At 58.6% G+C, this 25,561-nt stretch carries 21 protein-coding genes and 1 pseudogene; 10 read left to right on the top strand and 12 right to left on the bottom strand.

The genetic code is table 11. From position 1 onward, the window contains the following. Positions 1-78: 78 nt before the first annotated feature. Complete coding sequence (locus ACVBAU_RS11575) at positions 79-1,122, top strand: AbrB family transcriptional regulator (RefSeq protein WP_448326471.1); 1,044 nt, start codon at positions 79-81, stop codon at positions 1,120-1,122. A gap of 315 nt (positions 1,123-1,437) precedes the next feature. After that, positions 1,438-2,733: a DEAD/DEAH box helicase gene (locus tag ACVBAU_RS11570; RefSeq protein ID WP_448326469.1), complete on the top strand. Its 1,296-nt coding sequence runs from the start codon at positions 1,438-1,440 to the stop codon at positions 2,731-2,733. A gap of 162 nt (positions 2,734-2,895) precedes the next feature. On the opposite strand, the gene ACVBAU_RS11565 is transcribed toward ACVBAU_RS11570, so the two are convergent. The 4 genes from ACVBAU_RS11565 to ACVBAU_RS11550 form a co-directional block, all read right to left on the bottom strand. Further along, positions 2,896-4,134 (bottom strand): multidrug effflux MFS transporter, encoded by a 1,239-nt coding sequence (locus ACVBAU_RS11565; protein ID WP_448326467.1) that lies wholly within the window; start codon positions 4,132-4,134, stop codon positions 2,896-2,898. A gap of 101 nt (positions 4,135-4,235) precedes the next feature. Next, positions 4,236-4,709, bottom strand: a complete 474-nt coding sequence (locus ACVBAU_RS11560) for an adenylyltransferase/cytidyltransferase family protein (protein ID WP_448326465.1) — start codon at positions 4,707-4,709, stop codon at positions 4,236-4,238. A gap of 115 nt (positions 4,710-4,824) precedes the next feature. Beyond that, positions 4,825-5,466, bottom strand: coding sequence for a DsbA family oxidoreductase (locus ACVBAU_RS11555; protein ID WP_448326463.1), 642 nt, complete (start codon positions 5,464-5,466; stop codon positions 4,825-4,827). After that, entirely contained in the window at positions 5,463-6,977 is a 1,515-nt protein-coding gene (locus tag ACVBAU_RS11550) for a class I adenylate-forming enzyme family protein (RefSeq protein WP_448326461.1), read from the bottom strand. Before ACVBAU_RS11550 ends, ACVBAU_RS11555 begins: the two co-directional genes overlap by 4 nt. A 64-nt stretch (positions 6,978-7,041) precedes the next feature. Between ACVBAU_RS11550 and ACVBAU_RS11545 the strand changes: the two genes are divergently transcribed. Continuing rightward, the gene (locus ACVBAU_RS11545) at positions 7,042-7,665 is read left to right on the top strand and encodes a helix-turn-helix domain-containing protein (RefSeq protein ID WP_138925103.1); all 624 of its coding nucleotides are present in this window, start codon (positions 7,042-7,044) and stop codon (positions 7,663-7,665) included. 125 nt (positions 7,666-7,790) lie between these two features. On the opposite strand, the gene ACVBAU_RS11540 is transcribed toward ACVBAU_RS11545, so the two are convergent. Further along, complete coding sequence (locus tag ACVBAU_RS11540) at positions 7,791-9,509, bottom strand: extracellular solute-binding protein (protein ID WP_448326457.1); 1,719 nt, start codon at positions 9,507-9,509, stop codon at positions 7,791-7,793. 426 nt (positions 9,510-9,935) lie between these two features. On the opposite strand from ACVBAU_RS11540, the gene ACVBAU_RS11535 reads away from it, so the two are divergent. Beyond that, the gene (locus ACVBAU_RS11535) at positions 9,936-10,709 is read left to right on the top strand and encodes a 3-hydroxybutyrate dehydrogenase (protein ID WP_448328973.1); all 774 of its coding nucleotides are present in this window, start codon (positions 9,936-9,938) and stop codon (positions 10,707-10,709) included. 79 nt (positions 10,710-10,788) lie between these two features. Here ACVBAU_RS11535 and ACVBAU_RS11530 read toward each other — a convergent pair whose 3' ends face one another. The 4 genes from ACVBAU_RS11530 to ACVBAU_RS11515 form a co-directional block, all read right to left on the bottom strand. Then, entirely contained in the window at positions 10,789-11,535 is a 747-nt protein-coding gene (locus ACVBAU_RS11530; protein ID WP_138923192.1) for a DUF502 domain-containing protein, read from the bottom strand. A gap of 86 nt (positions 11,536-11,621) precedes the next feature. Next, entirely contained in the window at positions 11,622-12,536 is a 915-nt protein-coding gene (locus ACVBAU_RS11525; RefSeq protein ID WP_448326455.1) for a pseudouridine-5'-phosphate glycosidase, read from the bottom strand. Continuing rightward, positions 12,533-13,417 (bottom strand): PfkB family carbohydrate kinase, encoded by an 885-nt coding sequence (locus ACVBAU_RS11520; RefSeq protein ID WP_448326453.1) that lies wholly within the window; start codon positions 13,415-13,417, stop codon positions 12,533-12,535. Before ACVBAU_RS11520 ends, ACVBAU_RS11525 begins: the two co-directional genes overlap by 4 nt. A gap of 57 nt (positions 13,418-13,474) precedes the next feature. Further along, positions 13,475-14,290, bottom strand: coding sequence for a DUF4198 domain-containing protein (locus tag ACVBAU_RS11515; protein ID WP_448326451.1), 816 nt, complete (start codon positions 14,288-14,290; stop codon positions 13,475-13,477). Here ACVBAU_RS11515 and ACVBAU_RS11510 point away from each other — a divergent pair. Beyond that, positions 14,289-15,614: a HupE/UreJ family protein gene (locus ACVBAU_RS11510; RefSeq protein ID WP_448326449.1), complete on the top strand. Its 1,326-nt coding sequence runs from the start codon at positions 14,289-14,291 to the stop codon at positions 15,612-15,614. The genes ACVBAU_RS11515 and ACVBAU_RS11510 overlap by 2 nt on opposite strands. Positions 15,615-15,630: 16 nt before the next feature. Here the strand turns inward: ACVBAU_RS11510 and ACVBAU_RS11505 are convergent. Next, positions 15,631-16,253 (bottom strand): annotated as a pseudogene (locus ACVBAU_RS11505) (thiamine phosphate synthase). A gap of 156 nt (positions 16,254-16,409) precedes the next feature. Here ACVBAU_RS11505 and ACVBAU_RS11500 point away from each other — a divergent pair. The 4 genes from ACVBAU_RS11500 (at position 16,410) to ACVBAU_RS11485 (ending at position 20,324) form a co-directional block, all read left to right on the top strand. Continuing rightward, positions 16,410-17,162 carry an RNA methyltransferase gene (locus ACVBAU_RS11500; protein WP_138923197.1) on the top strand — a complete coding sequence of 251 codons (753 nt, stop codon included), beginning with the start codon at positions 16,410-16,412 and terminating at the stop codon, positions 17,160-17,162. 56 nt (positions 17,163-17,218) lie between these two features. Continuing rightward, positions 17,219-18,370, top strand: a complete 1,152-nt coding sequence (gene ctaA, locus ACVBAU_RS11495; RefSeq protein ID WP_448326447.1) for a heme A synthase — start codon at positions 17,219-17,221, stop codon at positions 18,368-18,370. Beyond that, on the top strand, positions 18,370-19,845 hold the full coding sequence (locus tag ACVBAU_RS11490) for a carboxypeptidase M32 (RefSeq protein WP_448326445.1): 1,476 nt from the start codon (positions 18,370-18,372) through the stop codon (positions 19,843-19,845). The genes ctaA and ACVBAU_RS11490 overlap by 1 nt, the downstream gene beginning before the upstream one ends. 143 nt (positions 19,846-19,988) lie before the next feature. Continuing rightward, complete coding sequence (locus ACVBAU_RS11485; protein ID WP_448326443.1) at positions 19,989-20,324, top strand: hypothetical protein; 336 nt, start codon at positions 19,989-19,991, stop codon at positions 20,322-20,324. A gap of 137 nt (positions 20,325-20,461) precedes the next feature. Here the strand turns inward: ACVBAU_RS11485 and gyrA are convergent, their stop codons facing one another. After that, the gene (gene gyrA / locus ACVBAU_RS11480) at positions 20,462-23,218 is read right to left on the bottom strand and encodes a DNA gyrase subunit A (protein WP_448326441.1); all 2,757 of its coding nucleotides are present in this window, start codon (positions 23,216-23,218) and stop codon (positions 20,462-20,464) included. 238 nt (positions 23,219-23,456) lie between these two features. On the opposite strand from gyrA, the gene ACVBAU_RS11475 reads away from it, so the two are divergent. Then, complete coding sequence (locus ACVBAU_RS11475) at positions 23,457-24,518, top strand: DUF2855 family protein (RefSeq protein ID WP_448326439.1); 1,062 nt, start codon at positions 23,457-23,459, stop codon at positions 24,516-24,518. Between the two features lie 18 nt (positions 24,519-24,536). Here ACVBAU_RS11475 and ACVBAU_RS11470 read toward each other — a convergent pair whose 3' ends face one another. Continuing rightward, positions 24,537-25,484: a radical SAM protein gene (locus ACVBAU_RS11470; protein WP_335744107.1), complete on the bottom strand. Its 948-nt coding sequence runs from the start codon at positions 25,482-25,484 to the stop codon at positions 24,537-24,539. Between the last annotated feature and the right edge of the window lie 77 nt (positions 25,485-25,561).

Raw genomic sequence — 25,561 nt, 5'->3', positions numbered from 1 at the left:
GTCAGGAGATGTGCAAGCCCCGGTCGTTTTACGGGGCCGGGACTGGCGGGGGTCCGGGTCACCTGATAGCACAAGCGCATGAAATTGCCGCGCCCTCCGTCCGATATACTGACCAGCGTTCTGACCGTCTTTATCGGTGTCCTCGGCGCGGGGTTGGGTTGGCTATTGAATGCCCCCATTTACATGTTGCTGGGGCCAGCCGTGCTGGTGTCTCTTGCCGGTCTGGCAGGTGCGCGGATGGGAATTGCGCTGTCACTGCGCAATGTCTGCTTTGTGGTCATTGGCCTGTCGGTCGGGGCCGGGTTCGATCACAATGCGGTCGATGCGATGCTGCGCTGGCCCTTAGCATTTGTGGTGATGGCGGTGCTGGTTTGGGCGATGCTTGTGCTCAGCCGGTGGCTGTTGTCACGGTTTTTCGGCTTTGACCGACGCGCGGCACTGCTTGCGTCGGCTCCCGGACATCTCAGCTTTGTCTTGGCGATGGCGGCCGAAGGCGGCGACAACGTGGCCCGTATCTCGACAACGCAGTCGGTGCGGCTGTTGTCCCTGACGCTGGTTGTGCCGTTCGTCGCGCTCGCAATGGGAGTGGACCTTGGCGGGACCATCGTACCCGACGGCGCTGTAATGGGGGCCATAACACTCGCGGTCATGGCCGGCTTGTCGGTCGGGGCAGGGCTGCTGCTGGGGCGCATACGGGTGCCCGCGCCGATGCTGATCGGACCGATGCTGGTGTCGTCCCTTACGCATGTGACGGATATTGCACCGGGTGTGCTGCCGATGTGGCTGGTGATGCCGGCCTATATCGTGCTTGGGGCAATGATCGGCACACGGTTCTCGGGTGTGCGCCTTGATGATCTGACCAAAGGGCTTGCCGCCGGGCTTTCCGTGACCTGTCTTGCGGTGGGGCTGGCGATGGTCGGCGCGATCCCCGTTGCCTTGGCGCTTGGTATGCCGCTTGCGCATATCCTCGTAGCGTTTGCGCCCGGCGGCTTCGAGACAATGATCGCTATGGGCAGCGTGTTGGGCATCAGCCCGGGGTTTGTCGCGGCCTGCCATATGATGCGCCTGTTCATCCTAAGCGCCGTTTTGCCGTTGATGCTGGCACGCAGCGCACCGCGCTAGGCAATTTTTCACAGCCCCGTTGACTTTGCCGCCCAAACAGCCCATCTGGGGCGCAAGCGATGCCTTCTGCCGCGTGAGCAGACCAGCCTTGACCCGTCGATCTTTAGTCGCCGGTTCGTATGAGTGCTGAACAAAAGGCCGCCGATGTTCCCAAAATCACGCGTGGGGCCAAGCGCAACAGACAGGGTGTTGGCACTAGGCTGCCCCCTGCGATCTGCTTTGCGTCCCTCGCGGCCTCCCTCGAGAGTTAGGGCCCGCGTGACTGCTATGGCGGGAAGGCGCAATGCCTGTTTTCCGCGGAAAGACGACAATACTATGAGCGATTTTGAAATGATGGGCCTGCCGCGCCGTCTGGTCAAAGCATTGACCAACATGGGCATGACCGACCCGACCCCGATCCAGAAACAGGCGATCCCCCACGGGATGAACGGCCGCGACGTGATGGGTCTGGCACAGACCGGCACCGGCAAGACCGCGGCCTTTGGTATCCCGCTGATCGCGCAGATGCTGGAACGCGAAGCCCGCCCCGAACCGCGCACCGTGCGCGGGCTGGTGCTGGCGCCGACACGTGAACTGGCCAACCAGATCATGGAGAACCTCAAGGGCTTCTGCGAAGGCACCCAGCTGAAGACCATGATGATCGTAGGGGGGCAGTCGATCAACCCGCAGATCAAACGGATGGAACGTGGCGTTGACCTTTTGGTGGCCACACCAGGCCGTCTGCTTGACCTGATGGACCGCCGTGCGGTGCTGCTGCACAAGACGACGTTCCTTGTGCTGGACGAAGCGGACCAGATGCTCGACATGGGCTTTATCCACGATCTGCGCAAGATCGCGGCGGTGCTGCCCAAAGAACGCCAGACGATGCTGTTCTCGGCCACCATGCCCAAGCTGATGAACGAGATCGCCAACAGCTACCTCAACAGCCCGATCCGGATCGAAGTCTCGCCTCCGGGCAAGGCGGCGGACAAGGTCACCCAAGAAGTGCACTTTATTGCCAAAGCCGAGAAAAAGTCTTTGTTGATCGAACTGCTCGGCAAACACACCGAAGAACGTGCGCTGGTTTTCGGACGCACCAAACACGGCTGTGAAAAGCTGATGAAAGATCTGGTCAAATCGGGCTTTAAAGCCGCGTCGATCCACGGCAACAAAAGCCAGGGTCAACGGGACCGCGCGATTGATTCCTTCAAAAAGGGCGAAGTCACTGTGCTTGTGGCAACAGATGTTGCCGCACGCGGTTTGGATATCCCGGACGTCAAACACGTCTATAACTACGAACTGCCCAACGTGCCGGACAACTATGTCCACCGTATCGGCCGGACGGCGCGGGCGGGCAAAGATGGCGCGGCCATCGCGTTCTGCGCTCCCGACGAGATGGGCGAGTTGAAAGACATCCAGAAGACTATGAAGATCTCGATCCCGGTGGCCTCTGGTCGTCCATGGGAAGCGATTGATGAACCCGCCAAACCGAAAGGCCGCGGCGGCCGCGGTCGCGGTGGTCGTCCGGCTGGCGGCGGCGGTAATGGCGGTGGTGGCAATGGTGGCGGCGCGGGCAAACCCGCCGGCGCAGCACGGCGCCGGCGCAAACCCAGCACTCAAAAAGCGGCCTAACGTCGCCCAACCGTTATGAAATGATAAAAGGGGCACCGCTATCCGCGGTGCCCCTTTTGCTTTGGGCCATATGCCTTAGCCGACACTGCAGCTTCCAAATGGCTTTAAATCCTCGCCCGCAGGGCGAAACCTACCCGCTTTGGACAAGCGCGGTCGCTTAGCCTATTCCGCAGCTTCCGTCACCGGCTGTCGGTCGACCACCCGCCCGATAAGCAGCATCAGCGCAAAAGCAATCGTTGCCAGCACCAACACAGCGCCAATCAGTGGTGTGATCGTCCCGTTGAACGTCATCCCGATGGCCGAGGCAAGCACTGCCGCCATGACCGTCGACACCGCCCCGATGACCGATGCGGCCATCCCCGCGATATGGCCCAAAGGCTCCATCGCCAGAGCGTTAAGGTTGCCCATCACCAGCCCTACCTGAAAGAACAGCGACGCCTGCCACATTAGGAAAAACACAAAGCCATAGGGCTCGGGTAGATCACCCAGACCAAGGCCCAGCATCAGTCCTGACAGCACGATTTGCAGCCCCAGCGCCAGTGTCACGATCCGCTGCATCCCCAATCGCACAACCAGTAACGCATTCAGCAAGCTCGAGGTGCCAGAGATCAGCGCCGCAACGCCGAACCAAAACGGAAAGCTCTCGGCGCGGTCATAAACCTGATCATAGATCGGCTGGACCAGCATCAACGTCGAGAACAAGAACCCCATCACAAGGGTTTGTACCGTGATCGACAGGCAGACCATCGGATTGCTGAAAATCTCTTTCACCGCGCGCCACAAAAGACCGATCTGCATCGGGCGGCGCTTGTGCTTGGGCAGGGTTTCGGGCAGGCGGAGCATAGCCCAGACGACACAGGTCATTGAAAAGACAATGAAAGATAGGAACACGCCGCGCCAGTCGGACAGCGCGATAATCACGGCCCCCATGGCAGGGGCAAAGGCAGGCACAATCACAAAGATCATCATCACAAAAGACATGATCTTGGCCATCTGCCTTCCTGAATAAAGGTCGCGGATAATAGCAAGCGCGACCACACGAGGGCCTGCCGCTCCGATCCCCTGAATGACCCGGGCCACCAGCATCAGCTCTAGGGATTGACTGATCCACGCCACGACCGCCCCTGCGATATAGATCGCCGAACCCAGATAAATGATGTTCTTGCGTCCAAAAGCATCGGACAGCGGGCCGGTCACAAAAGTGCCCATTCCCATGCCCAGAATGAACGCGGTGACAATCAACGGCACTTTGGTCAAATCCATAGGGGACAGGTCGTTACCGATTTGTGGCAGGGCAGGCAGCATCGCGTCGGTTGAAAACGCGATGATTGCAAACATCATCGCAATCAGCGCCACAAACTCGGGGCGGCTCATCTTGATGTCGGGTCGGTCGTCGGTCATCCACGGTCTCCATCGTGTCGGCGGGGCCACGTCGCGCAGCCGTTGACCTTTCATAAGTCTGCCTTACAGATAGTGCAATCGACGGTGTGTCACCGGCTGTCTCAGGCGCTGAAACGCAACGCTGTCTGGCGGCGGCGCACCGGCAGACGCAGCACTTGGACAATCTCGTCCAGCCCTGACATCGGCAGGCGAATATGTTCTGGAAGCGCCAGCACCGAGACGTTGTAATTTACAATATCGCTGCGGGTCTGGTCCCATGTCTCAAGCGAAATGACCCGCGAGACAAAGCGGCAACGTTCCAGCACCGCGCGACGGGCGGCAAAGCCCGTATGGGCAGGCTGGCCTAACCGAGTGCAAAACTCGTCGCTATGACATCCGACGACCAGTTCGCTGCCCAGTCGGGACAGTTGACGAAGCCAATCGCCATGGCCCGTATGAAACCCGTCGAACCCGCCATAGGTCAGGATCGTCCGCGCCACAGGGCGCTTTAACGCACTTAAAGAAGGGGGCGCAGCTGGTGTCACCACCGCCGCCCGCCCGCGTCCCAAAAAGGGAAAGGGTATATCGTAATTCATGCTGCCCGCTCGTATCTGAGAGGGGTCTTTGCCCCTTTATCCAACTGATTCTAGGCGGGTTTCGTCACGATGGCAAAGGCTTTCTGTCCGAATTTCTATCTCGTTCGACGGGGCCTCAGCCCTCGTTGCGCAGCTCTGCCAGAACCTTTTTCCAAAGCTCGGGTGGTTGCGCACCTGGCACGGCATGACGTCCGCCGACGATAAAGGTAGGGACCGACGAAATCCCCATCTCGCGGCTGTGGGCATCGCGTTTGCGGATAACGTCCATATCCTCATCGGTCGCCAGCAACCGCGTCACAACAGAGGCATCCATTTCGATGCCATCGGCGATGTCGGCCAGAACCTCTGCGTCGCCAATATCCCGCGCATCAACAAAATACGCTTTGAACAATGCGGATACCGCAGCTGTCTGGCGACCCTCGATCCCCGCCCAATGGATCAGCCGATGGGCGTTCAGCGTATTTGCCGTGCGCTGCATCGCTTCAAAATTGATCTTCAGCCCGGCTTTCTCGGCATGTTCCACCACGGGGGCATAAGCCCGAACCGCGCCGTCCTTGCCGCCGAACTTACCCTCCAGATAGGCGCGTCGGTCCATGCCGTCGGCGGGCATGTCGGGGTTCAGCTGAAAGGGGTGCCATTCAATCGCAAACGGGTGGTCGGGTTCGCTTTCCAATGCGCGGTCCAGATGCGCTTTGCCGATATAACACCAAGGGCAAATTGGATCGGACATGATATCAAGCTTGATCGTTTGGGTCATCGTTGCGCCTCATAGGCCGCGCGCAAGGACCGGCGCAGCAGTTTGCCATTCGCGCCCATGGGCAGTTCTGGCAGGTGGATGAAAAGGCGCGGCTGCTTGTAGCGCGCCATGTTGTCTTGTGCATAAAGCGCCAGCGCGGCTTCGTCCAGCGGACTGTCTGCGGTATAAAAGGCGGCGATTACTGTCACATCGGGGCGCACTTCGACCTCCGCCGCGCCGACGGCACGGATACCGGGAAACTTGGCGAGGCTTTGTTCTACCTCGATCGGCGACACACGGAACCCGCCTGCGTTCATCATATCGTCATTGCGTCCCAGATAGGTGATCTGGCCATCCTCGCCCATCACCCCCTGATCGCCGGTCAGGAACCAGTCGCCCTGATATTTCCGCGCCGTTTGCTCGGCCGCGCCGAGGTATCCCAGCATTAGCCCCGGGTCGCTCTTGTGGATCGCGATGGTACCTTCCTGTCCGATCTCGACCGGACCATCGGCCCCGATCAAAGCAATGCGCCGCCCGTCTTGCGGCTGGCCAAGCGTGCCCCTGCGCGCAGGCCGGTCGGGGGAGGCGGATAAGAAGGTCGAGCATTCAGACATGCCGTAGGCCTCGAAAATCTCGGTGCCACTTGCGGCCTTCCATGCGCGTGCCACTGCGGCAGGCAGCTTTTCCCCCGCGCTCAGGCCATGGCGGAGGCTTGGAGCGTCAATACGGTCGTGATGTTTTAAGATCTGGCGGTAAACACCGGGCGCTGCTGCAAAAATACTTGCCTCATGGCAGGCCATAAGCGCCGGCAGATCAGCCGGAGCTACGCCCGCCGCAGGGATCAGCGCAGTTGCACCCGCGGTCCAGGGGTCCATCAAGCCGGTTCCAAGCGTATAGGTCCAATTGAACGCCCCTGCATGCATCACGCGGTCGTCGGGACGCAGGTCGTACCAGCCGCGCACCATCATCTGTCGCGCCCAGATGGCACGATGCGCATGCATCACAGCGCTTGGTTTTCCGGATGTGCCAGAGGTATAGATGATATAGCCCAGCCGGTCGGGGTCGCCCATTTGCCAGTCGGCAGGGGGCAGGTCGGGCATGCCCCGCAAATCGTCCAGATCAATGAGGGTATCCGCTGGCGGGCAGGGCACGGCGGGGTCACGCAGAATGGCCTTTGGCTCCAAGGTCGCGATAATCGCGGCGACTTCTGGCTCTGTGAGCGCGGCGGCTGTGGGCACGGGCACGAGCCCTGCGGCCAAGGCACCCAGATACGCCAACGGAAAATCCACGGTATTCCCAAGGCGCATCAGGACAATGTCACCCGGTGCCAAACCGCGCCGCAGCAATCCGGTGGCTGTGCCGCGCACGGCAGCCTCCAGACGGGCAAAGCTCCATGTCTCGTTGGTGGCAGGCCCAAGTATCGACAGCGCCGGTTTGGCACCCAGGCCGGCAGCGCGTGCCAACACATGAGCAGCAAGATTGAACGAAGCGGGGCAGGGCGTGAACCCCGTCGAAGCAGAGAGTGATTTCATGCCCAATCGCTACCCCGCACGCAGCGGCGTTGCAAGCACGCCGACCCGACGCTATAGCCAGTTCATGACGCAGGATGTCCCCAAAACCATGATCCAGATCGCCCGCGAAAGCGGCGAGACGGAAACCACGCCGCCGGTTGATCTGGGGGCCCGCGTGCGCGAGTTGCGCAAGGCGCGTAACTGGACATTGGAACAGGCCGCCAATCAGGCAGGACTGGCACGATCGACCCTCAGCAAGATCGAGAACGGTCAGATGTCGCCCACCTACGAGGCATTGAAAAAGCTGGCCGTCGGGTTGGAAATATCGGTGCCGCAGCTCTTTACGCCGCCATCAGCGGGGCAAATCAACGGGCGGATGGCGATTACCAAATCGGACGAGGGTGCCGCCAAAGCGACCACCACCTACGAGCATACGATGCTGGCCGACACGTTGCGCAAAAAGCAGATGCTGCCGTACCGCGCCCGTATTCGCGCGCGCAGAATGGATGAATTCGACGGCTGGGTGCGCCACGACGGCGAAGAGTTTCTGTATGTGCTGACCGGCGTCATTACTCTATACACAGAGTTCTACGAACCCGTCGAAATGCGCCGTGGCGACAGCGCCTATTACGACGCGACGATGGGCCATAACGTTGTATCGACCAGCGATGAAGACGCCACAATCCTCTGGGTCACATCTCTCGTCTGATTGGGCCTCGTCTGATCCGGCCTTACCTGATCGACCGCACCAGCGCGCTTCATTTTGCCCAATAAACTCTCCCCGAAGGGCCGGTCTGCGCCGCGCCCACCCCTTCGCGGCCTCACACGCGCGCCCTACTGCGTTGGATTAATCCACCAGACTTCCGGCATATAGTTCGGCCCATCTCCATACAGCGGTACATGGTCAGGGTATTTCATCGCTGCGACATGCGCGATGCGGTCTTCGGTGAACTGCCAGAACGGGATGACATAACGCCCGGCCGTCAGCACACGGTCAAGCGCACGGGTGGCCGCGTTGAAATCCTCGGCGCTGCTGGCCCCGACCATCGTATCGATCATCGCGTCAATGGCGGGTGATTTCACGCCCATGAGATTGCGGCTGCCATCCTGATCTGCCGCCTCGGATCCCCAGTAATAGCGTTGCTCATTGCCCGGGCTCAGCGACAGGGCGCGGCGAAAGATAGCCATGTCGAAGTCGAACGCCGCGTTGCGGGCAACGAATTGCGCATCATCCACCGCATCCACACGGGCAGTGATCCCCAAACGGGCCAGAGCCTGAATATACAACTCTGCAATGGCGATATTTTCGCTGCTGCCTTTGGACAGCAGGATGCTGAACGACAACGGCTGCCTGTCGGGGCCGCGCATCGTGCCGCCGTCCGCGCTAAACCCTGCGTCGGACAGTGCCCGCATGGCGCGGCGTATGCCGGCGCGGTTGCGGGCTGATCCGTCGGACACGGGCAGCGCATAGCCGTCGATAGCACCTTGGGGCAGGGCGTCAGCAAAGGGGGTCAACAGCTCAGCCACACGCCCCATCGCAGGCCCCGCTTGCATCGCCAGCGGAGAGTTCGAGAAATACGAGGTGATGCGCGGCTGCGCGCCACCGGTCAGCGTCTCGTTTATATATTCAAAGTTGAACGCCGCGATCAGCGCATCGCGGACACGAATATCATCAAAGGGCGCACGGCGGGTGTTCATCACCAGCCCTGTCATGCCCGAGGGTTTGCTATGGGCAAAAGTCGATTTAACCACGTCACCGCGCTGTACGGCGGGAAAGTCATACTGCGTCGCCCAGGTTTCGGCGTTGAACTCGCGCAGGGCCGAAATCTCTCCGGCTTTGAACGCTTCGAAAAGCACATTCGCATCGCCATAAAAGTCGAGCTTTATTTCGTCGATATTATGGGTGCCTTTGCGAAAGGGAACATCCTTGCCCCAGTAGTCGGGGTTGCGCGTTAGGGTGACCTGTTTTCCTGCCTTATAGTCGCTGACCGCATAGGGGCCGGAGCCCAGCGGGATCTCTGCCAGAGGTGCATTGGCGAAATCGCGGGTGTCCCATTGGGCTTTGCTCAGGATCGGGCGCATGCCGGCAAGCAGGGCGAGCTCGCGGTTGTCGGTATTGAACACCATCTTCACGCTGTGGGGGCCAGTTTGGGTGATGCTGTCGATCTGGGCGTAAAGTCCGTGATACCGCGGGTGTCCTTGGGTGCCCAAAAGCTCGTAACTGAAAATCACATCCTCGGGGGTGACCGGCGTGCCATCCGCAAACTGCGCTTCGGGGCGGAGGGTGAATTCGACCCATGACCGGTCGTCGGGGACCTCAATCGATTCGGCCAAAAGTCCGTAAAGTGCGAAGGGTTCATCCCACGAACGGCCCATCAGGCTTTCATGGGTAAAGAATGGCAACTGCCAAGGCGACGTGCCCTTGCGCACGAAAGGATTGAGGCTGTCAAAGCCGCCGGTGTTGCCCAGAACAATCGAGCCGCCTGGGGGCGCATTCGGGTTGGCATAGGGCAGAGACACAAAATCAGGTGGGAGCGCGGGGTCCCCATACATAGATATACCGTGTGCGGGCTCGGCACGGGCGAATCCACTGAGAAGAATCAGTGAAGAAACGGCTGCAACTGCCCGACAGCTTTGGAAAAAATTAAACGCCATTTTAGCAACAATCCCGCTCTAGCCTTGTTTTATTAGCGTATTCCTTAGCGATACGGGGGCTACAGTTCAAACTTTAAGCTTGGATTACGGCGGCGAATTGCGTATAACTAACTCACTGCTCGATAGGTTTCTTGCCTGTATGAAACCTGCCTCAATAACTTAACGTCCGCTTCGTGCGGACGTTTTTTTTTTTTGCCCGTGATTGGGCTGCAGTGGTCGCATCAGGGGCATTCCGCTGGCGCTTTCAATTAGCCGTTTCCATTCGTTTACGCGCTCGCCATGATGCAGCTGCAGAAACGCGAGGAGAAATTCATGGCCTACAGCATCGACCTTTCAGGAAAAACAGCCGTCATCACCGGATCCAATTCAGGTATTGGCCTTGGCATCGCTTGGGCTTTGGCGCGGGCAGGGGCGGATGTTGTGCTGAACTCCTTTACCGACCGTGAAGAAGACCATGCCATCGCCAAAGACATCGCCACCGAAACCGGTGTGACGGCACGCTATATTCAGGCGGATATGTCGAAATCGATTGAGTGCCGCCAATTGATCACTGACGCGGGCCGTTGCGATATCTTGGTAAACAATGCCGGTATTCAGCACGTCGCACCGATCCCGAGCTTTCCCACCGAAAAATGGGACGCCATCATCGCCATCAACCTCAGCTCTGCTTTTCATACCACGGCCGTTGCCTTGCCGATGATGCGCCAAGCAGGCTGGGGTCGTGTGATCAACGTGGCCTCCGCGCACGGGCTGACCGCGTCGCCCTATAAATCAGCCTATATCGCTGCAAAGCACGGAATCGTTGGCCTGTCCAAGACGACCGCGCTGGAAACGGCCGAAGATCCCATCACCTGCAACGCCATCTGTCCGGGGTACGTGCTGACCGATATCGTCGAAAAGCAGATCCCCGACACGATGAAAGAGTACGGCATGACGCGCGAAGAGGTGATCAAGAACGTCATGCTCAAGCGCCAACCCTCCAAGGCGTTTGCAACCGTGGAACAGCTGGGTGGTACCGCGACGTTCCTGTGTTCCGAGGCGGGCGACCAGATCACCGGTACAACCATCAGCGTCGATGGCGGCTGGACCGCGCTGTAGCCAGTACACGCGCAGATCGACCGAAGATGGCGATAGTGGAAGAACCTCAAGCGCAGTTCGTGTGATCCGCGCTTGGGGTTCAGCTTGGTGAAATACGGTTCGTGCGTGGACCAAGGGCCTGATCCACTGGAACGGGCTTTTGCGCGGGATAGACCAGCCCTGCAGAGATCACCAGCTTGGCTGCATCCTCCACCGACATGTCCAGTTCAGTCACTTCCCTTTGCGGCACGAACAGCAGGAATCCCGACGTGGGATTGGGTGTGGTCGGTACGAAAACCCCCACGAGGTTTGCCCCTTCACCACCTGCGGCGGCGACTTCGCCCTTAGCGGGGATCGAAATAAAACCAAGCGCCCAAACGCCCTTACGCGGATATTCGATCATGCACGCGGTTTCAAAGCTGCGCTCTGACTGGGCAAAGATCGTCTCAGAGATTTGTTTGATGCCGGAATAGATCGTGCGGACAACGGGTGTGCGTTCCACAAGGCTTTCTGCAAAGCGGATGAACGACCGCCCGATGATGCCCTTGGCCAACCAGCCCACAATCACCGTGAACAGCAAAAAGATGATCACACCGATGCCGCGCACGTTGATTTGTGCGGACGGGTCGAGCCCGAAATAGGTCTGGATCAGTCGGTCAGGATGATAGGCCAAAGGAACCATCGGCAACACGATACCGTCGATCCAGCCGATCACGGTCCAGATCAGCCAGATGGTCAGACCGACCGGCGCGATGACGACCAGGCCGGTCAAAAACGACGCCCTGACTCGCGCGAACAAAGTCCGGCGCGGTGCGGGAGGAAGAGGCGGCGTAAACGGTGTGTTCATGAATGAAGGTTATCCCACTGCAGCAATGCGTTAGAGCTAGGGCGTTTCACGCGTTGCTACAATGGAGGACGCATAAATATTAGGCTTTATGCGTCTTTTGACATAAGTGCAGCCGCAATTTTGGACGCAAAACGAGCGTTATTGCGGACCAGAGCGATATTTGCGGTCAGTGACCGGCCCTCGGTCAGCTCGAATATGCGCTGCAACAGATAGGGGGTAACGGCTTTGCCACTGATCCCGTGGGTGTTGGCATCGGCCTGGGCCGCCTTGATGATCGGGGCAAGATCGGCGGCGGCGATTTCATCCTCTTTCGGGATCGGGTTCGCCACCAGTTGACCACCGGGCAGGCCCATGTTGCCGCGCATTGTATGGGCGGCGGCGATATCTGCGGCATTGTCCATGCGTAGGGGGGATTTCAGGGGGGACGTGCTGCTCCAGAACGCGGGAAAGCTGTCTTGGCCGACGGTGATCACCGGCACGCCTTGGGTTTCCAGCACTTCAAGTGTTTTTGCCACATCTAGAATGGCCTTGGCCCCGGCAGCGACAACGGTCACCGGCGTTTGGGCCAGCTCCATCAGGTCGGCAGAGATGTCAAAGCTGTTTTCCGCACCCTTATGCACGCCGCCGATCCCGCCAGTGGCAAAAACAGCGATCTCGGCCAGATGGGCGGCGATCATGGTGGCGGCAACCGTGGTGGCACCAGTACCGCCCGTGGCAATACAGGCGGCCATATCGGCACGCGACAGTTTCGCGACATTCTTGGCTTGCGCCAGCGCCGTCAGCTCGCTGTCTTCCAGACCGATGTGCAGCCGCCCGTCGATCACCGCAATTGTAGCGGGAATAGCACCGGCCTCGCGTACGTCTGCTTCGACCTGGCGCGCGACCTCAAGGTTTTGCGGATAGGGCATCCCGTGGGTGATGATTGTGCTTTCCAGCGCAACAACGGGGGTGCCATTCGCATGGGCTTTGGCGACTTCGGCAGAGCGGTGCAGGGGGATCATATTTTGGTCTCTCCAGAAACATATTGGGCAGCGGCAGAAAGCGCTTGGGTCAGGGCCGCGTCTGGTGCCGCCCCTTTGATTTCGGCCGCGATATGCGCAGCCATGAAGGTATCACCGGCGCCGGTCACGCGTGTGACGGAAACGGGGGGCGGGTCTTGGGTGATTAACCCGCTGGGCTGACCCACGGTCGCAGGATTTCCGCCGTCAGTCACCACAGCACGAACTGCACCACGTGCCAGCAGTGCCGCTGCCGCATCGCGCGAGCTGTCGAACGTCGCTTGGCACAGCAAACCCGCTTCTTCGAGGTTGACGTAAAGCGTGCCGCGTTCGGCCTGCAAAAAGGGGGCCAGCCGCAGCGCCTTGCCGGGCGATGCCGGGGCGACGCGCAGATCGGCATGCTCCAATAGCGGGCTACGCGCCATCTGTGACAAAAGGTCGAGTGTGAGATTGCCATCCAGCGCCACGGCACCACGATAGGGAGTTGGCAGTGATCCGTCTTCGAACGGGCGCAGGATCTTGTCGCCTGCCGCCTCCAGCGAATGAGCATCGGCGATGGCGGCGATCAGACCGTTCGTCCCCTCGACCGCCATATAGCGGTCAGTGGGCAGATCATCCGACCGATACACATGATCCGTATGAAGCCCCCGGAGTTTGCACGCGGCAATAAGCTCGTCGCCTTCGGGGTCGCGTCCAACAGCACTGATCAGCGCAGGGGACAAGCCAAAGCGGGCCAGCGCCATCGCGATGTTCAGTGCAACGCCACCGGGCAGGCGCGTGATGCGACCAGGCATGTCCGACCCTTGCCGCATGACCGTATCGCCACGTCCGATGATGTCCCACAGCACCGATCCGATGCAAAGAATGTCAGGTGTATGTGTCATGCCGCCGGTATGGCCCAACCGATATGGCGGGCGCAAGTCGAGGCGGCGCGAAAAGACCTATTCCGGCACGGCAAATGTCAGCGATGCCCAAAGGCTCTCCCAGTGGGGGCTGGTGGGGGTGGTTTCCACGTCTGGGGCAGGGCGCAGCACCACAGCGTCAACCAAATAGGTCATGCCAGCAGTCACCGGAAATTGCACGTGTCCCGCGTCGTCTGTCCGGTATTTGGTCACGGTGACGTCTTTGCTTGCAGTGCGCTCATACACTTCGACCTGAACGTCACGGCGCGGTTCCTGCTGGTAAGTCAACGCGACTTCCATCTGCTGATCCGCGCCCAAGGTATAGGGGTTGGTGAGCGCGACCAACTCAGTCTCCAGCCCCAAGGCTTTGTCATCGCCATGCCCGTCGCCCACGGCAATCAGCGCCTTGGAATGCCGGCTGTAGCGTTCGCGCACCTTGTCTTGCGGGTAGCCGTTGTCGCGGTGGTCAGCCACGGCCTGCATGAAATCTTTGTGGACGGTAAAGCCAACAAAGGTTTGCCAATCGCTATAGGTTAGCAAAGTCGCTTTGGCCTCATGGGCGATAATTGCCAGCCCATCCATGTTGGGTGCCGCCATCTTGAGCGCGGGAATATCACCCATCCGCGCCTCGATCGCTGTGGTGGCACCGTCAAAGGTTATGTCGAACCGTTCGGTGTTATTGGGGAAATACGCGAGCCGCGTGCCCTCGAACAACTGCCCGTTGCGGATGTCGGTTGTCATTTCGGCGCCGGGCTGTACTTGATACGCGGGTGTATCCAACCAGAATTCATGCGCAAACGCACCTGAAGTTGGTAATAATGATGTTAGTACGAGTGCGAAACGGGACAGAAACATGCGAACAACCTTTTATAAACTGATACTCAAGCTGGCCTATACGTTGGTTTTGTCAAGTGGGCTGGCAGGCTTTGCACAAGCGCATGAGGTCTTGCCAACGATAGGTGACCTAAGCAGCGCCGACGGGCAGGCAACCTTGGATATGCGCATCAATCTAGAGGCAATGTTGTCCGGCATTGATCTGGACGAGGTGGCCGATACGAATGACGCCGAAAATGTCAGCGATTACGACAGCTTGCGCGCTTTACCTCCTTCAGAAATCCTGGCGCGTGCGCCCGAACTTCTGGCACGGTGGAACGCTTTGCCGGTACTACGTGCCGATGGTGAACCGGTGGCACTTGAGACCGTGGCGCTGACAATCCCCGAGGACGTGAACGGCGAGCTGCCCCGTATTGCCGAATGGTCCTTGCACGCGACGCTGCCTCAAGACACGCGCGGATTGGTTGTTTCATGGCCTGATGGTGCGGGTGCCTTCGTGTTGCGCCAGCAAGGGGTCGAGACCCCCTATACCGGCTACCTTGAGGGCGGCGCAGAAAGCCCCGAGATCCTGCTTGAGGGCGGCGGGCAGCAATCGGCATGGGAGGCCTTTGCCACCTATATTCCGGTGGGTTTTGACCACATCTTACCCAAAGGGTTGGACCATATTCTGTTTGTGTTGGGCCTGCTCTTTTTGTCGACACAGCTGCGGCCGCTTATCTGGCAGGTCACGGCGTTTACCGCAGCGCATACGGTGACGCTGGCGCTTGGCGCGCTTGGCTGGGTGTCGGTGCCCGGTAGCATCGTGGAGCCCTTGATCGCCGCGTCTATCGTCTATGTCGCTGTCGAAAACATTTTTCTGGCCGGGCTCAGCCCTTGGCGGCCCTTGGTAATCTTTGGCTTTGGTTTGCTGCACGGCCTAGGATTTGCATCCGTACTGGGCGAATTCGGCCTCCCGGAGGATCAGTTTATCCCCGCATTGATCGGGTTCAACATCGGGGTCGAGGTCGGTCAACTGACGGTAATTGCAATTATGTTCCTGTGTGTCTGGCAAGCGCTGCGCGTGATGCGCGGGCAGGGCGATCCGCGTGCGGCCAAAGGATTGTATGTGGCGCTGGCTGTGATTGCATTGGCGCTGTGCATCATTCCGATGCCTGCGGTGGCAAAGCTGCTAGAGGCACCGGTTGCGGTGTTCATGATCCCGCTGGCGCTGGTCTTTACGGGGTGTTTCCTGTCGGTGCAGTTCCGGCAGGTTGCGGTACCCTACCGCCGCTTCGTTGCCATACCGGCGTCGGTCGCAATTGCTGTCATCGGGGCCTATTGGTTCGTAGAGCGGGTGTTCCTGTAACACCCGCCCTGCGCGGTTACTTCATCGCGGCAATCAGATCAGCGAGCGCCTGTTCTGGCTTTTCGCTGGTCCAGATTTCATCCCCGATTCCGAAAAAGTCGGTGATGGGGGTGAGCGCGCGGATCAGATCGGTGGTCAGCCCGCCTTCGGCTACAACCGGTACCTCGATCACTTCGGACCACCACTTGAAGAGGTCCTGTTCGGCGTGGGGGTTCCATCGTCCAGCAGGGACGCATTGACCGGACCAAAGCTGACATAATCCGCGCCGGCTTCGCCCGCTGCCATCCCGTCATGGCGCGAACCGTTGCAAAAGCTGCCGACGATGGCGTCATCGCCCAGGGTCTTGCGCGCGTGCCGCACCGAGCGTGCCGCATCCGTCAGGTGCACACCTTCAAGTCCCAGCCGTTCTGCAAGCAATGTGTGATCCGCAATCACCAATGCGATATCGCGCGCATCGGTCACTTCGCGCAGCGCATCGGCAGCGCGCATCACGCGGTCTTCGTCGCGGGTGCTGAGCGCCAGACGCACGCACGCCACATCATGCGCGTCGAGCACACGGGCCAGCACATCGGGAAAGCTGGAGAGTTCAAGCTCGGGCGGGGTCATCAGGTAAAGCTGCGGCTGTTCAGGCGTATCCATGGCTTGCTGTCCTTTGGGTTATTGCGCGTCAATTAACGGATCGCGCGGGGAAAGAAAAACTTTTATGCCTTCGGCGAGGATTTTTTCCCATTTGGAAGGCCAAAGACGGGCCGCGTCGTTCTTGCGAGGCGATGGCGGCGCGCGTATGAGGTGCCCATGAATGATACAATAGAACACCCGCAGATACCGGCTTTTGTGCTGGTGCGCCCGCAAATGGGCGAAAACATTGGGGCCGCGGCGCGTGCCATGTGGAACTTTGGACTGGACCGGATGCGTATTGTAGCGCCCCGCGATGGCTGGCCGAACCCGTCGGCGGTGGCGATGGCGTCGGGCGCCGGGCGATTGTTGGACGAAGCCGTGGTGTATGACGATCTTGCCGGTGCAGTGGGCGACGCAGCGTTTGTCTTTGCCACCACAGCGCGTGATCGTGATCTGACCAAGCCGGTTTACAGCCCAGAGGCGGCAATGGCGAAAGCTGCCCAGATGATCAGCGAGGGCCGGCGCGTGGCTGTGTTGTTCGGGCCTGAACGCGCAGGACTTGAGAACGACGATATTTCACGCGCGAATGCGATTGTATCGGTGCCGGTGAACCCTGCCTTTGCGTCCCTTAATCTGGCACAATGTGTTTTGTTGATGGGATACGAATGGATGCGGGCGCAAGGCGATGTGGTTTCTGAACAAGTCGAGATGGCGGGGACAAACTGGGCTGACAACAGCGAGATCGAACATCTCGCGCGGCATTTCGAGGAACGTCTGGACACGGCCGGGTTCTTTTATCCCGACCACAAGGCTGCCAGTATGAAGGTCAATCTGCGCAACATGTGGTCACGTCTGCCGTTGACCCGCGCCGATGTGCAGACGCTGCATGGCACCCTGCGACAGATGGTACGCTGGAAAGAGCGCGGCTAGACCTTTGTGTGCTTGTGTCCTACTTCTGCGTGAAACATAGCAGACAAGAGGCACCAATGGCCGAGAAACGAAAGCTGTTCGAGGAAGTGGGCGAGGCGCAGGCCGCGCGGCCTGTGGCACAGATAGGCGGCATTGACCGTGGGCGCGGTGGTGCACGGCGCGGCATCCGTATTTGGCTGTTCATTCTCTTTGCCCTGGTCTTTGTGATGATCGCCGTTGGCGGTTTGACCCGATTGACCGACAGCGGATTGAGCATCACCGAGTGGCGGCCCTTTACCGGAGCCATGCCGCCGATGACTGAGGCGGACTGGCAATCTGAGTTCTCCAAGTATCAAGAAATTGACGAGTTTCAGGTTCAGAACTCTTGGATGGAACTGTCTGATTTTAAATCGATTTACTGGTGGGAATGGGGCCATCGTCAGTTGGGCCGGGTGATCGGCCTATTTTGGGCTGTCGGGTTCTTGTGGTTTCTTCTGCGCCGTCAGATCCCTGTGGGCTGGTCGGGGCGTCTTTTGTTTTTGGGCGGGCTTGGCGGTTTGCAAGGTGCGATCGGCTGGTGGATGGTCTCATCGGGCGTCACCAGCGGAGAGGCTGTTCTAGACGTTGCCAGCTACCGTCTGGCCACGCATTTGGGGCTGGCCTTCGTTATCCTTGGGGTCATCACATGGTACGCGCTGCTGCTTGGTCGGCCCGAGCGTGATCTGATGCAGGCGCGGCGGGCGAAAGAAGCGAAGCTCTTTGGGATGTCCACGGGAGTGCTGCATTTTGCGTTCCTGCAAATTCTCCTTGGGGCCTTGGTTGCGGGGATTGATGCTGGCCGGTTCTTTGTCGATTGGCCATTGATGCAGGGCCAGTTCTTTCCGCCCGAGGCTTTCAACATTATGCCGGTCTGGCGCAACTTCTTTGAGAACCCCGGTTTGGTGCAGTTCATGCACCGGATGGCGGGCTATCTGTTGTTTGCTTTTGCTATCGTGGTTTGGCTGCGGGGCCGTAAGTCAGCGCATCCCAATACGCGCAAGGCGTTCAACCTGATAATTGTTGCGATGGTAGGGCAGGTTGTCTTGGGGATCGTTACAGTGTTGAACGCGGCACCGGTACACATCGCGATCTTCCACCAGGTGTTGGCCGTGATACTTTGGGTTTTGATCCTGCGCGCACGGTTCCTAAGCGCCTACCCGATTCCGACATCTGTACGAGGAAAATCTTGATGACTGTTTTTGACGAGTTGATGGCGTTTCAGCGCGAAACCGAGGCGCTTGCGCAGGTTGCGGGGCGTTTGGGCTGGGATCAGGAAACAGTCATGCCGCGCGGTGCTGCCCCGCAGCGGGGCGAGGAAATGGCCGCGATGGAGGGCGTTTTGCACGCCCGCCGTGTCGATCCGCGTATTCCCGAATGGTTGGACCGGATCGATGCGGTTGGACTAGATGAGGTGGGGCAGGCGCAGGTGCGCCACATCAAGCGCGGGCATGCGCGCGCCTCTAAGGTACCCGCAGCGCTTGCAGCGCGGATTGCGCGGGTCACCTCGCAAGCGCAAGGCATTTGGGCCGAGGCGCGTGCTGCCGACGATGTTGCGGCATTTGCCCCGACCCTTGCCGAGGTGATCGCGCTGAAGCGTGAAGAAGGCCAGGCGCTTGCTGCCGGAGGCGATGTCTATGACGCGATGCTGGATGACTATGAACCCGGTGCGACCGCTGCCGAGCTAGAGGCTATGTTCGGCGCCCTGCGCCCCGAGCTGACCCGTTTGCGTGAAGCCGTTCGCGAGGCCGAAGCTCCACCTGTGTTGGCGGGGCGATTTGACGCCGATGCCCAGATGAAGCTGACACGGACGCTGGCCAAGACGTTTGGCTACGATATGACGATGGGCCGCGTGGATAAAGCCGTGCACCCGTTTTCAAGCGGGTCGGGGCTGGATGTGCGGATCACGACGCGCACAAATGAGGTCGATCCATTTAACTGTTTCTATTCAACGATTCACGAAGTCGGTCATGCGTGTTATGAGCAAGGTATCGACAAAGAGTACCTTTTGACGCCTCTTGGTGGGGGCGTCTCTATGGGCGTGCACGAAAGCCAAAGCCGGATCTACGAGAACCAGCTTGGCCGGAGCCGTGCATTTTCCGGTTGGCTCTATGGGCAGATGCGCGATGCCTTTGGTGACTTTGGCGTGGCGGATGAAAATACATTCTACCGGATCGTAAATCGGGTATCAGATGGGTATATCCGAACCGAATCGGATGAGTTGCAGTACAACCTACATGTGCTGCTGCGGTTCGATCTGGAACGTGCGTTAATGGCGGGCGATCTGTTGGTTGGCGATCTGGAAGCCGCATGGAACGACCGGTTCAAGGCGGACTTCGGGTATGCCGTTGACAGGCCATCAAACGGTGTATTGCAGGATGTGCATTGGTCGGTGGGGCTGTTCGGATATTTCCCGACGTATTCTTTGGGCAACGTCTATGCTGGCTGTTTGAATACAGCGCTGCGCCGCGATGTGCAGGACTTGGATACTCAACTGGCCGAGGGGGATACTGCTGCTGCCACTGGCTGGCTGCGCGAGAAAGTGCAGCGCCATGGTGGGCTTTACAGTCCGCGCGAAGTAATCACCCAAGCGACGGGGGCAGAGCCAAGCGAGATCCCGCTGCTTTCCTATTTGACCGAAAAGTTTAGCGCCCTATATGCGCTATAGTTATTTCTGCTTTAAAAAGGCCCTAAAGCCTGCTTAATGCCGGAACGAACCAATGTTTTGAGAGATATCGAGTTTGCTATTGCAACCGAAATATGCGATACCAAGCCCAAGATTAGTGAACTTCGCAAACTGGAGAAGACATAATGACACGCTTTACAGCATTCGCCGCTGCGCTTTTGATGACTGCAAGCGCGGCTTCCGCACAAGTAACAACTCAAGCCGCTGTTGGTGGTAGCTCCGGCGTTGCCGAGTACCCAACGACAGTTGTCGGCGCAAATGGCGTTACATACGCTTGCAAAGCACCGACACAAATCGACGGCATCCTTGCCCGTCGTTGTATTGATCCAAGCGCCGCTGGTGGTGTTGGCTTTGAAAGCATGAGCCCTGCCGCTATCGCGGGTATTGCAGCAGTTATTGTTGCCGTCGCAGTTATTGCAAACGACGATGACAACAACACATCGACAACAACAACTAACTAATTTCTTTTAGTAATGTTGGATATTTTAAAGCGCCCCTTCGGGGGCGCTTTTTTTATGCCTTCTAACGTCTGAAGTCTGAAAATACAAAAAGCCGCCCCTCATCACGAGGGACGGCTTTAAGATTCGAAAAAGTAGCCTTACGCTTCGGGGGAGATGATCTCGTCGTCTACTGTTTCATCGCCCTGATCTGCGATCCAGGCAACGCTTACAACGACCTCGCCGCGGCCGGTGTCGAAGACTTTGACGCCCCCGGCGCTCCGCGAGCGGAAGGAAATACCTTCTACTGGAACGCGAATCGATTGCCCTTTGGACGTGGCGAGCATGATCTGGTCATCTAGTTCGACCGGGAACGAAGCGACGATTTCGCCGCCGCGCATTGCCTTGTCCATCGCCGTCACACCCAGACCGCCGCGCCCGCGCACGGGATAATCGTGGCTGGAGGAAAGCTTGCCCGCGCCTTTTTCTGTGATCGTCAGGAGAAGATTCTCTGCCGCAGACATTTCTGCATAGCGTTCTTGCGAGAAATTCGGATCGGCGGGTGCTTCGTCCTCGTCATTTTCCACATCATCGACAAGACCCGCCATCGCACGGCGCATCTTGAGGTAGGCCGTGCGCTCTTCCGAGGTCGCGTCGAAGTGGCGAATGATCGACATGGATACGACTTTATCGTCCCCGTTCAGCTTGATGCCACGAACCCCGACAGAGGCGCGGCTGTTGAACACGCGCACGTCGGTGGCCGGAAAGCGGATTGCGCGGCCGGAGTTTGTGACCAGCATTACGTCATCATCATTAGAGGCGATGCGTGCGTTAATCAGCGTTGTCTTGGCGTGATCATCCTCAAACTTCATGGCAATTTTGCCGTTACGCATGACGTTGGTGAAATCCGAAAGTTTGTTCCGACGAACAGTACCGGCAGAGGTCGCAAAGACCACCTGCAAATCGTCCCAATCTTTCTCGTCGCGATCCACGGGCATAATCGCCGCAATGGAGACGCCGGTCGGGATCGGCAGGATGTTAACGATCGCCTTACCTTTCGACGTACGCCCGCCTTGGGGCAAGCGCCAGGTCTTGAGCTTGTAGACCATGCCGTCCGTCGTAAAGAAAAGTAGTTGCGTGTGGGTATTGGCAACAAAGAGGGTGGTAACCACGTCCTCTTCTTTGGTTTGCATGCCAGAAACACCTTTGCCGCCGCGACGTTGGCTGCGGAAATCGATCAACGGGGTGCGTTTGATATAGCCGCCCGAAGTTACGGTCACGACCATGTCTTCGCGTGCGATCAGATCTTCGTCGTCCATATCGCCGGACCAATCGACGATCTCTGTGCGGCGCGGAACGGCAAAGAGGTCTTTCACCTCGGTCAGCTCGTCCGATATGATGCCCATGATACGTTCACGGCTGCCAAGAATCTCGAGGTATTCCTGGATTTTCTTGGCCAGTTCTTCCAGCTCGTCGGTGACTTCTTTGACGCCGATCTGAGTCAGGCGCTGCAGGCGCAGCTCCAAGATGGCGCGGGCCTGTGTTTCAGACAGGTTATAGGTCCCATCCTCGTTGGCCGTATGTGTCGGATCGTCGATCAGCGCGATGTACTGCAAGATCTGCTCTGCAGGCCAGCGACGCGTCATCAGCTTTTCGCGCGCCTCGGCGGCATCCGCAGAGGATCGGATGGTCGCGACGACCTCGTCGATGTTGGTGACCGCGACGGCCAGACCGCACAGGATGTGGCTGCGTTCACGCGCTTTGCGAAGCAAATAGGCGGTGCGGCGGGCGACAACATCTTCGCGGAAATCAATGAAAGATGTCAAGAACTTGCGCAGGGTAAGCTGCTCTGGCCGGCCGCCGTTCAACGCCAGCATGTTACAGCCGAAATAGGTTTGCATCGGTGTAAAGCGATAGAGCTGGTTCATGACCACTTCGGCGGTGGCATCGCGCTTAAGCTCGATCACGACGCGCACACCGTTCCGGTCGGATTCATCCTGAACATGGGCGATGCCGTCGATCTTCTTCTCGCGCACTTGTTCGGCGATCTTTTCGATCATCGTGGATTTGTTGACCTGATAGCAAATCTCGTCGATGACGATGGCAAACCGGTCCTTGCGAATTTCTTCGACACGGGTCTTGGCCCGCATAATCACGCTGCCGCGCCCCTCAAGGTAGGCTTTGCGTGCACCGGACCGGCCCAACATGATCCCGCCTGTGGGGAAGTCGGGGCCGGGAATATATTCAATCAGCTCTTCCGAGGTCAGATCGGGATTTTCGATCAACGCCTGACAGGCATCGATCACTTCGCCCAGATTGTGCGGCGGAATGTTCGTCGCCATACCAACGGCGATACCGCCTGCGCCATTGACCAGCATGTTTGGAAAACGTGCAGGCAAAACAGTAGGCTCACGTTCTTTTCCATCGTAGTTGTCGATGAAATTGACGGTTTCTTTGTCCAGATCGCTGGTCATGAATGACGCGACCTTATCAAGGCGCGATTCCGTATAACGCATGGCTGCAGCACTATCGCCGTCCATGGAGCCGAAGTTACCTTGACCGTCAATCAGCGGCAGCGACATCGAAAAGTCCTGAGCCATACGCACCAACGCGTCATAGATCGCGCTGTCACCATGCGGGTGGTAGGAGCCCATCACATCGCCCACAGACTTCGCAGACTTACGGTATGATTTATCGTGCGTAATGCCTTTTTCGTACATCGAATAAATGATGCGGCGATGAACCGGTTTTAGCCCGTCTCGCAGGTCGGGAATGGCGCGCGAAACGATGACCGACATGGCGTAATCCAGATAGGATGTCCGCATCTCGTGTTCGATATCGACCGATGGGCCATCGTACACGGGGCGAGCTGCCGGGATTTCGTCATCGTTTTCATGGGTTTCTGGCGTCTCGTTCACGTAATCTGCCTAGCTCTTGCTGGTTCTATATCTTGCGGTTTCGTATAGCAGATGGGGCATATCGGGTGCAATGCCTGCAGCCTTGACTGGCAGGGATTCACTTGTGCGTCAGGCTAAGTGGTTGAAATGTAACGATACTAATTCTGACGATATATTTGTGGCGCAACGTCTTTTCCGATAGGCGGCAACAGCGCGTGGGTTTGGGGTTAGAGTATAGTCAAACGAGGGGGAAATCACCATGCAACAGATTTTGGTCAATCAAAACGCAATCACTGAAACACGTGTCGTCACAACCCAAGCAGAGCCGCTGGCACCGGGGCAGGCGCGTCTGGCAATCGAAAGCTTTGCGCTCACGTCGAACAATGTCACCTACGCAGCAGCGGGCTTTGACATCGGCTATTGGCAGTTCTTTCCGACGTCCGAGAACGGATGGGGCATTGTGCCGGTCTGGGGCACCGCCAAAGTCGTTGAAAGTCGCACTGACGTGCTAAGCGTCGGTACGCGGCTTTATGGTTTCTACCCGATGGCATCCGAGGTGGTGATCGCCCCTGAAAATGGCACCGCCGGTTTGGTGGATGCAGCGGCACATCGGGCAAAGCTTCCGCTGATCTATAATCAATACACCCCCGTCAAAACCGGCCCCGCATCAGAGGACCACCTGCGTGCCTTGCTGCAACCTTTGCTGGCGACATCCTATCTGATCTACGATTGGTTGCAGGATAATGACTTTTTTGGTGCCGAGCAGATCATCGTGGGCAGCGCGTCGTCCAAAACCGGATTGGGGCTTTGCCGCTATCTGGCCGAACCCAAAGCGCGTGCCTATCAAATCGTGGGCCTGACATCCGTCGGTAACCGCGCTTTCGTCGAAGGGTTGGGGCATTGCGATGCCGTGCTGACCTATGACCAGATCGCCGAGCTCGACCACGTGCCGTCCGTCTATGTCGACATGTCCGGCAACAGTACCGTCAAGGCCGAGCTGCATGGCACGTTAAAGCACCAGCTTAAACATTCGTCAGCAGTGGGGCTGAGCCATTGGGACCAATTCACCCCAACGATGCGCCTTGAAGGCCCAAAACCGGAGTTCTTCTTTGCGCCCTCTCAGGTCGCTAAACGTCGGCAGGAGTGGGGGCCTGGTAAGATCGAGGCACAGATTACTGCGGCGTGGAAACGTATCGCCGCCAGCGCATCGGACTGGATGGATGTGCAGGTGCATGAAGGCGTCGAAGCCACAGAAGGGGTCTATGCCGCGTTGGCCAAAGGCGAAGCCGACCCCAAAATCGGAGCGGTTATCCGTCCATAGCGCGTCGCGGGCAAGGGGTCAGGCTGAACAGCTTGCCCCGCCCAAGACGCAGAATTTGGCGCAATGGGGGTGGTTCAATGCGACGTCTTTCTCGGCCTCTTCCAGCGAATGCCCCAGCTCAAACTCTTCGCTATAGGGCAGCAGCGTGCAGGCCAGCACCGCTGGTGTCGCGGCCCCCTTGCGTTTGACCACCATCCGCGAGCTTGAACACATCACCGCGTCAGGCGATATGTCTAGAATACCCCAGCAGGATGTCGTGATTTCGGGCACTTCGACGGTTTCATCCATTTCAGGGAAAAGGACTGTCATACCAGGGTCTTGCGCGTCGATGTCAAAGCCGTGTTCAGCATAGAAGGCCCCATAGCCGGCGCGGCTGTCTTCATCTGTCGCGCCGAAAACCGACCTCCCTGCGACGGCCATGCGGATACCGTTGTCGCGTAGCCATTTCATACCGGTGACCGTCTTTTCCAGCGCACCAGCACCGCGCTCTGCGTCATGCAAGTCGGTCCGGTAATGATCCACTGAAATCCGCAAGGTCAGCTTGTCGGGATAAGCCTCGTTCAGGCGCGCCAGACCGGCCTGCACCGATTTGCGCATCATCGGGCGCATTGCGTTGGTGAGGATCAGCACATCGTATCCGGCTTCAAGCGAGGCTTCCGTGATTTCGATCATCTGCGGGTTCATGAAGGGTTCGCCGCCGGTAAAAGCGATTTCCGTCACGGGCCAGTTCCGCTGCGTGATTTGCCCCAGGTAATCACGCACGTCGTCCGCGGTAATATAGACCAGCGCGTCATTCGTCGGGCTGGATGCGATATAGCAGTTCACGCATTCGATGTTGCACAGGGTGCCGGTATTGAACCACAGGGTTTGCGGGTTTGTCAGGCTTACCGTCGCGCGGGGTTCGCCCTTGGCGGTCAAGGCAGGGTCTTGAAACTTACCGATATTTGCGTCGACAACGTCTTTCATAAAGAACCGGGCCTCACCTGATATAATTAACTTTTCTTTGTCTATGCGAATGGTATGCGCAATAAAACCCCGTGTCA

This window comes from Sulfitobacter sp. M13, from assembly GCF_053474885.1.
The sequence above is the reverse complement of the archived record's forward strand: the minus strand, read 5'-3'. Positions and strand labels throughout refer to the sequence as shown.

What these genes read in the sequence shown, in the direction of transcription:
- ACVBAU_RS11560 (WP_448326465.1), bottom strand. Translation starts at nt 4,709, where the DNA reads ATGAATTACGATATACCCTTTCCCTTTTTGGGACGCGGGCGGGCGGCG.
- ACVBAU_RS11555 (WP_448326463.1), bottom strand. Translation starts at nt 5,466, where the DNA reads ATGACCCAAACGATCAAGCTTGATATCATGTCCGATCCAATTTGCCCT.
- ctaA (WP_448326447.1), top strand. Translation starts at nt 17,219, where the DNA reads ATGGCCGAGAAACGAAAGCTGTTCGAGGAAGTGGGCGAGGCGCAGGCC.
- ACVBAU_RS11510 (WP_448326449.1), top strand. Translation starts at nt 14,289, where the DNA reads ATGCGAACAACCTTTTATAAACTGATACTCAAGCTGGCCTATACGTTG.
- ACVBAU_RS11575 (WP_448326471.1), top strand. Translation starts at nt 79, where the DNA reads ATGAAATTGCCGCGCCCTCCGTCCGATATACTGACCAGCGTTCTGACC.
- ACVBAU_RS11520 (WP_448326453.1), bottom strand. Translation starts at nt 13,417, where the DNA reads ATGACACATACACCTGACATTCTTTGCATCGGATCGGTGCTGTGGGAC.
- ACVBAU_RS11470 (WP_335744107.1), bottom strand. Translation starts at nt 25,484, where the DNA reads ATGAAAGACGTTGTCGACGCAAATATCGGTAAGTTTCAAGACCCTGCC.
- ACVBAU_RS11530 (WP_138923192.1), bottom strand. Translation starts at nt 11,535, where the DNA reads ATGAACACACCGTTTACGCCGCCTCTTCCTCCCGCACCGCGCCGGACT.
- ACVBAU_RS11475 (WP_448326439.1), top strand. Translation starts at nt 23,457, where the DNA reads ATGCAACAGATTTTGGTCAATCAAAACGCAATCACTGAAACACGTGTC.
- ACVBAU_RS11525 (WP_448326455.1), bottom strand. Translation starts at nt 12,536, where the DNA reads ATGATCCCCCTGCACCGCTCTGCCGAAGTCGCCAAAGCCCATGCGAAT.
- ACVBAU_RS11500 (WP_138923197.1), top strand. Translation starts at nt 16,410, where the DNA reads ATGAATGATACAATAGAACACCCGCAGATACCGGCTTTTGTGCTGGTG.
- ACVBAU_RS11550 (WP_448326461.1), bottom strand. Translation starts at nt 6,977, where the DNA reads ATGAAATCACTCTCTGCTTCGACGGGGTTCACGCCCTGCCCCGCTTCG.
- ACVBAU_RS11565 (WP_448326467.1), bottom strand. Translation starts at nt 4,134, where the DNA reads ATGACCGACGACCGACCCGACATCAAGATGAGCCGCCCCGAGTTTGTG.
- ACVBAU_RS11570 (WP_448326469.1), top strand. Translation starts at nt 1,438, where the DNA reads ATGAGCGATTTTGAAATGATGGGCCTGCCGCGCCGTCTGGTCAAAGCA.
- ACVBAU_RS11515 (WP_448326451.1), bottom strand. Translation starts at nt 14,290, where the DNA reads ATGTTTCTGTCCCGTTTCGCACTCGTACTAACATCATTATTACCAACT.
- ACVBAU_RS11485 (WP_448326443.1), top strand. Translation starts at nt 19,989, where the DNA reads ATGACACGCTTTACAGCATTCGCCGCTGCGCTTTTGATGACTGCAAGC.
- ACVBAU_RS11545 (WP_138925103.1), top strand. Translation starts at nt 7,042, where the DNA reads ATGACGCAGGATGTCCCCAAAACCATGATCCAGATCGCCCGCGAAAGC.
- ACVBAU_RS11490 (WP_448326445.1), top strand. Translation starts at nt 18,370, where the DNA reads ATGACTGTTTTTGACGAGTTGATGGCGTTTCAGCGCGAAACCGAGGCG.
- ACVBAU_RS11540 (WP_448326457.1), bottom strand. Translation starts at nt 9,509, where the DNA reads ATGTATGGGGACCCCGCGCTCCCACCTGATTTTGTGTCTCTGCCCTAT.